Source organism: Paenisporosarcina sp. P4_E4_2, assembly GCF_056401595.1.
Genome location: NZ_JBFUJC010000088.1, coordinates 1 through 10,318 on the forward strand (window position 1 = coordinate 1; position 10,318 = coordinate 10,318).

A 10,318-nucleotide genomic window follows, 5' to 3' on the forward strand; every position below is an offset into this window, starting at 1 on the left:
TACATAAACAGCCTTGGGAAAACTCATATTGTTTAGATGGGGCAAAAAGGGAATAATATACATACATAGTATTGTTGAAAAGGGAGGACTGGCCGTGAAAATCAGAATCGAATGGAATTACCGAACACCTAAAGGAACCGAAACCTTCTTCCAATCCGAAGAATTGCCGATTGCGCATGCTTTGCTGATTGCGGAAGATTTAGAGCGGACGAAGCGTACAAAAAAGGTAACGTTCACGGATGAGMACGATAGCACGTGGACGGTGAAAGAAATGAAACAATACTTGAAAGGGCTTGAAACCGAACCACATAACATCACGGTTCATTTCGATGGTGGGTTTGATGTCGCGACAAACAGTTCTGGATTAGGCTGCGTCATCTATTATGAACAGAGCGGGAAGTCATACAGATTGCGACGGAACGCGCCTTCTGCCGAACTGATTTCAAATAATGAGGCGGAATATGCGGCACTTTACTTATGTCTGCAGGAACTCGAGCTCTTGAACGTCCATCATCTCCCGGTCAAAATCGTTGGGGATTCACAAGTGGTCATCAATCAGTTGAATGGGGAATGGCCAGCGCTCGAATCCAATCTCTCCCGGTGGGCAGACCGGATTGACGAAAAGCTAAATGAACTTGGTCTCCAGCCCGAATACCAATTGGTTCCACGTAAATCGAATGGAGAAGCGGACCGATTGGCGACGCAGGCATTGAATGGGATTGAGATACTGGCGACTAGTGAGTTGAAGGCAGAGTAGGAAATAATAAAGCATATAAAAGAAGCAGCCTTGGAAATCTATATCGATTTCTGGGGCTGCTTTTCATTATTGTTCTAAAATGGTGAACTGAACGCCACCAAACGTTTCGTCATTCAAGAATACTTGAACCAATAGAAAAGCGTCATGTTTATTGTTTGCCCAGTAAGCAGCTAAACGATAACCATCATCCACCTCTACCCAATCCGATTCAAGTTCATCAGCTTCCCCGTATGTTAAACGAAGCTGATCGTACATGTAGTCGAAATAGTTCTCAATTGTTTCTAAGTCAGGCGCATTATCTGCCACATAGTGATAAACCGATATGGAGACGAGTTTGTTGTTTTCGAATTCGTAATCCACGTCCGCCATTAATCCGTAAACAGTTACATCCGTGTAGGTCAAATACTCATTTTCCTGACTGTAGAAAACACCGCCTGATAGGTTCTTGACTTGTTCCATCGTCATCCCAAGTGAAATCTTATCAAGGGTGGGAGTTTGTACTTGAATTGGGAAAGAAGCGTTAATGCTCGCATGGGTTTTACTGCTATATTTCTTCACTAAAGGCATAAACACTTCTGTGGAAATCGCGAAATTTAGGTTAGCACTCAAACTATCAAAACCACTGCTTGTCATCCCGATTAGTTGCCCACTCGTATCAAATAATCCACCACCAGAACTGCCGTGGTCAATATCTGCATTAGTTTGAATCAAAGAAACGCCATTAATTGTACGGAACGAACTAATAATGCCTTCCGAAACTGTATTTTGCAAGCCGATGGGGCTTCCGATTGCAACTACTTTTTCACCTTTAGCGAGCCCTTTGCTGGAAGGACGAATTGCAACAGTTGCTGTTTTGAACGTTTTCGTTGTTTTGATTAAGGCAATATCTTTTTTGGCATCGGATTCCACAATGCCTTTTACATCCAACTTTTGACCGTTAGTGAAAGTGACGGTCGCATTCGTCACACCATCAATGACATGGTGGTTTGTTAAAATCAAGCCATTTCCAACGACGATTCCACTGCCTTGTCCTTGATCAGTATCAATAAGCACAATCTTGGCATCGTTTAAGCCTACAATTTCTTTTGTTGTATAAACTTTTTTGGTTGCTTTTGGAACTGGTACATACTTAATGGAAGAAGACTTCTTAACAACATTACTCCCAGTCAGCTTATAGACACCACCAAAGCTTTTTGACTCTCCGTAAATGCCATGCTCATTTCCTTTTTTCAACTTCTTCACAAATTTCAACTTACCATTACTAACCGAATATAAATCAGTATCCTTCAAAATCTGGATTTTACCGACCATCCCAGTTTGAATCTCAATCTTGCCCCACATGTTTTTCGACGCTGCAGAAACGGGCGTACTTGAGACTGTAAAAAATAAAAAAGCAGATAACATCAAAATAATTAACTTTTTCAATGATAACAATTCCTCTCGTTGCAATATTTTAACAATACAATTAATACCATATGCGCGTAATAAAAGCACTATGAAAATATAAATATTGGAAATTATATAAATAAATAGATTAGCAAATGCGCCCCGAGCTTTAATAAATGGTCGTTTTTTTGTTCATAGTGAAAGCTTTTAACCGATAATAAAAATAGTAGTGGGAAGTTACTAAAAAGATTTTGTTGTCGGCTGCGTTATAGGTAATTAAAATGATAAGAGATGTCGAGAATAATAGCGCTATTCATACATATAGAATGTTTTTCTTGAATTTGTTTTTACAATGCCAAGTTTACTTGAAAGGGGAAGTCACATTGAAAAGTTTCGTTATGGGTTTATCTGTGACTTGGCTATTATGCTCTTATGGAAATGCCACTGTTTCTGCCGAAGAGTACGAAGAGAAACGAATGCTCGTTGTATTTGATGAAGAACTTAATGAGCAGGAAATGAAAGAGACGGTGTTGGAAGCTGGCGGTGAAATGACAGAAGCCTATACAGAGGTGGATATGGCGTCTGTCGATTTGACTTCAGCAGAAGCTGCCGATCTTCGAGAAGACCCTTCTGTGCACCTTGTCGAGGAAGATATCGTCCTCAAGCTCAATAACCAATTGGAAGATTGGGGGATTGAGTCTACTAGAGTTCCATCAGCTTGGGATTCTGGATTTACAGGTAAAGGCATCAAAGTCGCAGTCATAGATTCAGGAATTTCTCCGCATAGTGACCTTGACATTGCTGGAGGTATTTCGACGGTTGGTTACACCTCTTCCTACAATGATGATCAAGGACATGGAACGCATGTGGCTGGAATCATAGGTGCACGCAATAATAGTTTTGGGGTGAGAGGAGTCGCCTATGAGGCGGAAATTTATGCGATAAAAGCATTTGACCGTAACGGCGAGGCTTACTTATCGGATTTAATCGAGGGAATCGATTGGTCGATTGCAAACGGCATGGACATCATCAATTTGAGTTCAGGAACACAAACAAGTACTCGTTCATTCCTTAATGTCGTTAACAAGGCCTATGACAGTGGGTTATTGATTGTGGCGGCCGCTGGGAATGATGGAGCCCCGAATGGTCTGGGTGACACGGTCGATTTTCCTGCGCGTTATGCTTCGGTAATCGGTGTCGGTGCTGTTAACAGTTTTTTTGAACGGGCATCCTTTTCCTCCACTGGTCCAGAAGTCGAAGTGGCAGCTCCAGGTGTGGAAATATTGAGTACCTATTTAGACAATCAATATGCTTATATGAGCGGAACGTCAATGGCGACGCCATATGTGACAGGTCAACTTGCGTTGTTAAAGCAAGCATATCCTGAATTGACAAATGAGCAGCTTCGACTAGTTCTGATTGAACATACTAAGGATCTAGGCGCGACAGGGAGAGATCCGTATTTCGGCTACGGTTTTATCCAGGCAGCTTCTTTCCTGGATCCGGTTGATTTCCAAAAAGCAAATCCTTTAACAGGGATGATTTTGAGTGTCAATTCACTAACTGGCAAGCCTGGGGAAATCATAGCAGTCACTGTATCGGCAACGTATAAAAATGGCAAAGTTCAAGACGTAACAGATGCAGCGAATTGGACCTCAGCCAACACTGCAGTAGCGACGGTTACGGGTGGTAAGGTAGAGTTGAAGGGCTATGGGAGCACAACCATTACAGCAACCTATGAGGGGCAGTCGACAATGATTGTCGTTAACAGTCCGAATCCCCAGACTCAAGCTGTTCCGAAGTTCCAGGATGTCACATCTTTCTATTCACCAGCAGTTACGTATTTGGTCCAAAATCAAATTACACGTGGCATATCTATGACTGAATTTGGCGTATCGAAAAATATCAAACGTGCGGATGCAGCCATCTGGTTGGCCAAAGAACTTGGCTTGAATAAGGAAACTGCAAAAGCATCTGGATTTACGGACGTACCAGACCGCGCGATTGGGGCAGTTAATGCACTTAAAGAAGCAGGAATCGTTGGTGGTAAAACTACCACGAGATTCGGAGCTTACGATAGATTGACTCGTGGAGAAGTGGCCATTATCCTTCAACGTGCGTACAAGCTTTCTTCTGACGGAAGTAAATACCCTTTTTCTGATGTATCTCCGAAATACAGCGATGCAGTCGGCGCTTTGGTTGCAAACTATATTACAGATGGTATCTCTCCTACGAAATATGGCGTTTCTAATTCGATAACCCGTGGTCAATTGGCAGTGTTTATGTATCGGTTGTCAAATTAATAGAATATATTTGAATCCAGCTTAGTTATAAATAGGCTGGATTTTTTTATGAATAACGATGGAGTTAGATGTTCTATTAAACATATTAAATATAGTAAATTCTCTCTAATACAACGAAATTTTTGATGCAAAAACAAGGTACGGAGTGAATGTTCACTCCGTACCTTGTTTTCATTTTTCACCTTATGAGAATCAACCAATTATATGAATGATAACTATTTCAAATGGTTGGCCACGTTCTTTTACGTTTAGAAGCATTGATAGGAACGAATCTTGTGCGTATTCAAAATGTGATATGTCCATCCCCGCCTTCTTCACCAGAGATAGCAACGATTATTTGTCTGCCTACGAAGGTAGGGAAAAACCAAAAGCTTCTGCTGTTTGTTAGCCAAATATAGGTGTTGCGGTATAGACAATTCCTGATTCTGCTGGGTCCGACCTGCCATGCTGGGATCGGTAGAGAGAAGTCAGGGGGTGGTACCATTGGCAGGAGGGTAGCACCGGGTGGGGATCCAAATGGGGGTGGCTCAAAATAATCATTTGAGAGCTCTTGTTGGAACCCTTGTGGAAAGCGTGATGAATCAAATTCATCTCCATTCCGATAAAAAGGATTATTTGTCAAAACTTCTACCTCATTCCTCGTAATCTACCCTTCAGCATATGTCACACTGCTTGCTTGGAGTGGGGAGACACACAGACGAGGTTTTGATTCAACCGAAATAAACAAAGCAACAAGCACCTCAGCTTTATCGACGGGTGCTTGTTTTATGAAACTTTAATTCTCTTATTTCGGATCGATTTTCGTTGCATCGCGAGTTTTTAATCCATGGGAAAGGAAATAAAAAAACGCACCCCCGAGCATGGCCAAACACAATATAAACCCAATTGTAAGCGCTAAATAGTACGACATATGTACCGCCTCCTTTGTGGAGTATATGCAGGGACATGCCAGTATTTGATAGGGTGGTGAAATATATTTGAATGTTAGTTGTTACATCATATTTGGTGGGAGAACTGGATGAAACAGATTAACACAGGTTTGATGCCGATTAAATTGCAGTGATGCGGATTAATTTGCAGTCGGTGTCGAAAGTGTAGCCGTTTAGGCTATATGCAATGCAGAAAGCTGCCGAAATTGTATTTTCGGCAGCTTCCTTTCTAGGTATGAAGTTGTATATTCTTTCGTAACCCAAAGGCTTTTAAAATACATCTTCGGCTGCTTTTCTATTTGAACAGGTATTCTTTTTGGGTTTCGTAGTACTCCATAAATTCAATAAAGTCGGCTTCGTAATCGTCGACGCTTTTGTGTTTGACGTTGTCGAGTGCGGATTTTTGGAATCTATTGATTAGTTGATGCAATGTTTTAAGGCGATCTATATCTTCTTTTGTGGCTTGGTTGCCTCTTGCTTTGCGGTGGACTTCGTTGAGAACAACGTTAGTGTCATAATCGAAGTCAAAGCTATGATAAGCTACGGTTTGTCCCGCTGGATTAATGTTAACGACAAATCCAGACAACCAGTGGAGACGTTCTCCCAGCTCTTTTTGACTTCCGCCTTGTTCGTAACTTTCAATCGTATCCTTTAGAGCGTATTCAAGCTGGGCGTACTCGAGTACATATGCTTTGAGTTGTGTTTTTTCAAAGTTGGCGCGCTGTTGAACGCTCCACATAAGTGATATGCCGAGCAGGATAGCAAGTATGATGGTGGCGAGTTTCCAGTTATTCATGGTTATTTCCCCCTAGATTTCCATTTTACTGAAAATTTAATAGAAGAGGATAGGTACAAAAGCCATTTTTTGTGTCTAGAGTTAACTTAGTTGGAAAAATGGGAGAAGTGGAGCATATATCTAAGGCAAGGGGGCGGCTGAAATTGCATCTTCAGCCGCCTTCTTTTGTGAAATGGTGTGACGCTTCTTTAGTAAACCGAAAAGTTATTGAAATCTTCATTCTTTTCTGACAAAATGAAATGAATGAAGATTCATACTGATGGGGGTTGGGATGATGTATGCGACTTTAGGGAGTATTTTCGATCAGACGGTGAGTAATTTTCCGAATCGAGAGGCGCTTGTGGATTTGAAGCGGGGGCAGCGTTGGACGTATGGGGAGTGGCGGGACGAAGTACACCGTTTGGCGAATGCGCTGAGTTCAGCTGGGGTTGAAAGAGGAGATCGGGTGTCGACGTTTTTGTTCAACACGAGTGAGCTTGCGACGACTTTATTTGCGTGTGCCAAAATCGGGGCTATTTTTAATCCGATAAATTTCCGGTTGAAGTCGGAGGAAGTGGCATATATTTTAAATGATGCAAAACCARAAGTTGTGATGTTTGAAGATATTCTGAAGGATCAGGTGGCAGTGATTCAGCCACAATTTCCAGAGATTCAGTTTTGGTTTATTAATGAGAATACACCAGATTTCGCAATCAGCTATCACTCGGAGGTTGGCAGTGCGCAATCGACTGCTCCAGCAGTGGAAGTAGACGAGAAGGATACGTATGCCATCATGTATACGAGTGGAACGACGGGGCGTCCGAAAGGCGTGATTCACCGTCACCGTGATATGGCGGAGCAAAGTCTTATTTGCACTGCCGTGTTAAAGTATACGAAAAATGATGTTGGGCTTGTAACGGCACCGATGTTTCATTGTGCTGAGTTGCATTGCTGTGTGATTCCGAGGGTTCAAGCAGGTGCGAAGAGCGTTATTATGCATCAATTCCATCCGCAAGTTGCGCTTGATACGATCGAGCAAGAAAAAGTGTCGGTGATGTTCGCCGTTCCAACGATGTGGAGCATGATGGCAGACCTTGAAGGGKCAGCGTTGAAAGTCGGGACGTTGCAACGAGGGTTGTATGGTGCTGCGCCAATGGCTCCCATTCTTGTTAAGAAAGTAAAAGAAGTTTTGGGTATCGATTTGATTCAGGCATATGGCCAGACGGAAATGGGGCCGGCGATTACGTTTCTAGCGGAAGACGAGCAGCTAACTAAAGTGGGTTCAGCTGGGAAACCTGCATACAATCATGAAATCCGCATTGTCCAGCCGAATGAGAATGGACCTTCTAATCCGGATGCTATATTGAAACCGGGCCAAGTGGGCGAAATCATCGTAAAAGGTCCTTGCATGATGGCCGGTTATTTCAATCGCGAGGATGCGTCAGAAAAGGCGCTGTATAAAGGATGGTACCATTCAAGTGATTTGGGGTACATGGATGAAGACGGCTATTTGTATGTGGCAGACCGTGTGGATGACATGATCATCAGTGGTGGCGAAAATATTTATCCGCGTGAAGTGGAAGATGTGCTGCATGAACACGAATCGGTGCAGGATGTAGCGGTGCTTGGGATTCCTGATGAGAAGTGGGGAGAGTCGGTGCTGGCGTTTATCGTGACGCAGAATCCTGAACTTACGGCGGAAGATCTTGAAAAATTCTGTAAAGGAAACGACAAACTGGCTGGTTATAAACGTCCGAGGCATTATCAGTTTGTTAATGAATTGCCGCGAAATGCTAGTGGGAAAATTCAAAAGTTCTTGTTGCGGGAACAGCGAGTGGAAAGCGGCAGTATTTTGTAATGTTTAGTTTGGCGTGATAATGAAGGTTTAACAGTTAGGGGAATCCTGTGAAAAGTAAAGCAGTGACGATAATTGTAGGTATGATGATGAGTATGGGGATGTTGTTTGTTGGTTTTTTTGCGTTGGATCGAGTGGCTAAGAAAGAAGAGACTGTAAAAGTACAGGGGAACGTACCTAAGGAAGACGATGAATTGCCTGTAGTTGAACAGCCTGAAAAAGTCGAGCAGTTGGAAACCTTGCCGAACGCGGAAAACGAGGTTGCAAAATGGAATGCGACAGCATCTGAGTTCATAGAGAGGTATCCTGAGTTCAGGTTTGATGCGACTCGGATAGTGAAAGATGAAATGAAATCCAATGATGAAGTTACGACGTTTTCGCATGAGTTCAACACTGCGGTGAAAATCAGCTTGGTCTACACGGTAAATAACGAAACCGAAGAAATCACTGAAATGAGGCTTATCTGTCATGATACCGGTCCGGATAGTGCCGCCATTTTTCATACAATGAGCATGTTCATCAGTTATGTCGATGACGAGATCCCGACAGACCGTGCGGGTGAATTTTTAGGGGATAACACCTTTACTATTAGGGAATCGGGTATTTATGAACTTGAATTGAACGGGAAAAAATATGAATATTTATCGGATATGGATCAATTTATTCGTACACTGGTTTATCGAGTTGAGAGCTAAAATGTGCTTTTTCAAATAGATGATAGAAATGAAAATCCAGTAGCTTTTCAGGCTACTGGATTTTTGTCTTTAAGTTGCTTTTTCATAAAAAAACCCACCACTACATGTAATTTGTTAAGTGTGGTGGGTAATCCGAGAAGAAGTTGTTACTGTTCGATTTTATCGATGATGATGCTCGGGATTGTGATTTCTCCACCCATTGTCGATTCGTAAGTTAACAAACCATCTGATGTACCCATCAAAGTAATCAAGTCGTCTTCTAAAATACGAGAAACTACTATATATGAATCGTAACTTGCATAAATAATCTTATCGTAATCGTCATTGACGGCAATTCGAACTTGGGTTTCACCATCGCCTTCCATCACTTGAATAACCTTACCGTAAAATTTAACTTTTTCGCCATAGAAGTCATCTGGTGTTCGTGCTAATTGATCATAAGTGATGCCAGTATCATAGCCTCTTCTTTCTTCTTCTTCAGCCTTTTTCTGTGCTGCAGCTTCTGCCGCGGCTAGTGCTTCTGCTTCTTTCTTGGCTTTAGCTTCTGCCGCTGCTTTTTTTGCAGCTTCTTCTGCAGCTTTTTTCTTAGCTTCAGCTTCTTCTAATGCTTTTTGTTCTTCAATTCTTCTTTGTTGTTCTTTCTCAGATAACTCAAACCAAGGTTTTGCTTTTTCAACTGTTGCATTTAATTGAGCGATTTCTTTCTTTTGTTCACTAATTTGAACATGCAAAGCACCGATTTCTTCTTCTTTCTTCGAAACCTTATTAGATGCCGCACTTGAACTAATTACAAATAAAAAGAACACCACTACAACTGCACTAACGATAGCGATTACTTTTTTACTTTTCCAATCAATATTCATTTTTTCCTCCGAAAAATAATTTTTTGTTGTACCCACTGGACTTTATAAGATTAGACTCATTCATATCATGTATAAGTGCTGCACATGGGTAAATTCAACTGGATTATAAAGGTTAAAGTAAGTCCATCGACTATTATAGTGTAAAAAAGTATATTATTTTACAATCAGATAATTGAAAATAATATACTTATATATGTATATATTTGTGAAAATTATACATTATCGGAGTGTGTTTAGTCTTACGAGTTGCTAGTCTCAAATGATCTTTAATTACCTAATATTAATAACAATTAAGAAGAACTTGAAAATGCATCTTCAGCCGCTTGTTTCGAGTAATTGATTTGTTGTAGAGTTATCGTTGGAAAATTTTGGTCAAGGCATCGATTAGATGAAATCGTTTGGTTCCTTATAGAAACCAATGAAAAAGGAGCAAAAGCATGACAGGAAAGACACACATCATAGGCGGTTTGACAGCAAGTCTTGCATACGCACAATTTACAACATCTGATCCCGTACTATTGGTAGGGGCAGGGGTTATCGGAGCGTTGATTCCGGATATTTGTCATGGCGGCAGTAAAATTGGACGAACATTCCCGTTCATTTCGAAAATGATTAATGTGATTTTCGGACATCGTTCTTTCACCCACAGCTTGTTATTTTTATTCATCATTTCGATTCTAATGAAATCATTTGTAACAAACGAAGCAGTGATAGAAGGAATTTTGGTCGGGATGGTCAGTCATTATGTGCTAGAC

General features: G+C 41.5%; 9 protein-coding genes. 5 read left to right on the top strand and 4 right to left on the bottom strand.

What is annotated here, in order from left to right:
- Positions 1-94 precede the first annotated feature (94 nt).
- Positions 95-757: a ribonuclease H family protein gene (locus AC1DSB_RS08435; RefSeq protein WP_477586433.1), complete on the top strand. Its 663-nt coding sequence runs from the start codon at positions 95-97 to the stop codon at positions 755-757.
- Between the two features lie 66 nt (positions 758-823).
- Here AC1DSB_RS08435 and AC1DSB_RS08440 read toward each other — a convergent pair whose 3' ends face one another.
- Positions 824-2,182, bottom strand: a complete 1,359-nt coding sequence (locus AC1DSB_RS08440) for a S1C family serine protease (RefSeq protein ID WP_477532282.1) — start codon at positions 2,180-2,182, stop codon at positions 824-826.
- A gap of 344 nt (positions 2,183-2,526) precedes the next feature.
- On the opposite strand from AC1DSB_RS08440, the gene AC1DSB_RS08445 reads away from it, so the two are divergent.
- The gene (locus AC1DSB_RS08445) at positions 2,527-4,446 is read left to right on the top strand and encodes a S8 family serine peptidase (RefSeq protein ID WP_477532283.1); all 1,920 of its coding nucleotides are present in this window, start codon (positions 2,527-2,529) and stop codon (positions 4,444-4,446) included.
- A 784-nt stretch (positions 4,447-5,230) separates the two neighbouring features.
- Here AC1DSB_RS08445 and AC1DSB_RS08450 read toward each other — a convergent pair.
- Both AC1DSB_RS08450 and AC1DSB_RS08455 read right to left on the bottom strand, forming a co-directional pair.
- Entirely contained in the window at positions 5,231-5,356 is a 126-nt protein-coding gene (locus tag AC1DSB_RS08450) for a hypothetical protein (RefSeq protein ID WP_016428185.1), read from the bottom strand.
- A gap of 314 nt (positions 5,357-5,670) precedes the next feature.
- Entirely contained in the window at positions 5,671-6,171 is a 501-nt protein-coding gene (locus AC1DSB_RS08455) for a hypothetical protein (RefSeq protein WP_477532284.1), read from the bottom strand.
- A 274-nt stretch (positions 6,172-6,445) separates the two neighbouring features.
- Here AC1DSB_RS08455 and AC1DSB_RS08460 point away from each other — a divergent pair, with 274 nt between their 5' ends.
- Together AC1DSB_RS08460 and AC1DSB_RS08465 are read left to right on the top strand one after the other, a co-directional pair.
- Positions 6,446-8,008 carry a fatty acid--CoA ligase gene (locus AC1DSB_RS08460; RefSeq protein ID WP_477586435.1) on the top strand — a complete coding sequence of 521 codons (1,563 nt, stop codon included), beginning with the start codon at positions 6,446-6,448 and terminating at the stop codon, positions 8,006-8,008.
- A 47-nt stretch (positions 8,009-8,055) separates the two neighbouring features.
- Positions 8,056-8,700: a hypothetical protein gene (locus AC1DSB_RS08465; protein WP_477532285.1), complete on the top strand. Its 645-nt coding sequence runs from the start codon at positions 8,056-8,058 to the stop codon at positions 8,698-8,700.
- A gap of 146 nt (positions 8,701-8,846) precedes the next feature.
- Here the strand turns inward: AC1DSB_RS08465 and AC1DSB_RS08470 are convergent, their stop codons facing one another.
- Positions 8,847-9,563, bottom strand: a complete 717-nt coding sequence (locus AC1DSB_RS08470; protein ID WP_477532286.1) for a toxin regulator — start codon at positions 9,561-9,563, stop codon at positions 8,847-8,849.
- A 437-nt stretch (positions 9,564-10,000) separates the two neighbouring features.
- Here AC1DSB_RS08470 and AC1DSB_RS08475 point away from each other — a divergent pair.
- On the top strand, positions 10,001-10,318 hold a 318-nt coding region (locus tag AC1DSB_RS08475; protein ID WP_477586437.1), incomplete at its 3' end, for a metal-dependent hydrolase.

What these genes read in the sequence shown, in the direction of transcription:
- AC1DSB_RS08450 (WP_016428185.1), bottom strand. Translation starts at nt 5,356, where the DNA reads ATGTCGTACTATTTAGCGCTTACAATTGGGTTTATATTGTGTTTGGCC.
- AC1DSB_RS08455 (WP_477532284.1), bottom strand. Translation starts at nt 6,171, where the DNA reads ATGAATAACTGGAAACTCGCCACCATCATACTTGCTATCCTGCTCGGC.
- AC1DSB_RS08470 (WP_477532286.1), bottom strand. Translation starts at nt 9,563, where the DNA reads ATGAATATTGATTGGAAAAGTAAAAAAGTAATCGCTATCGTTAGTGCA.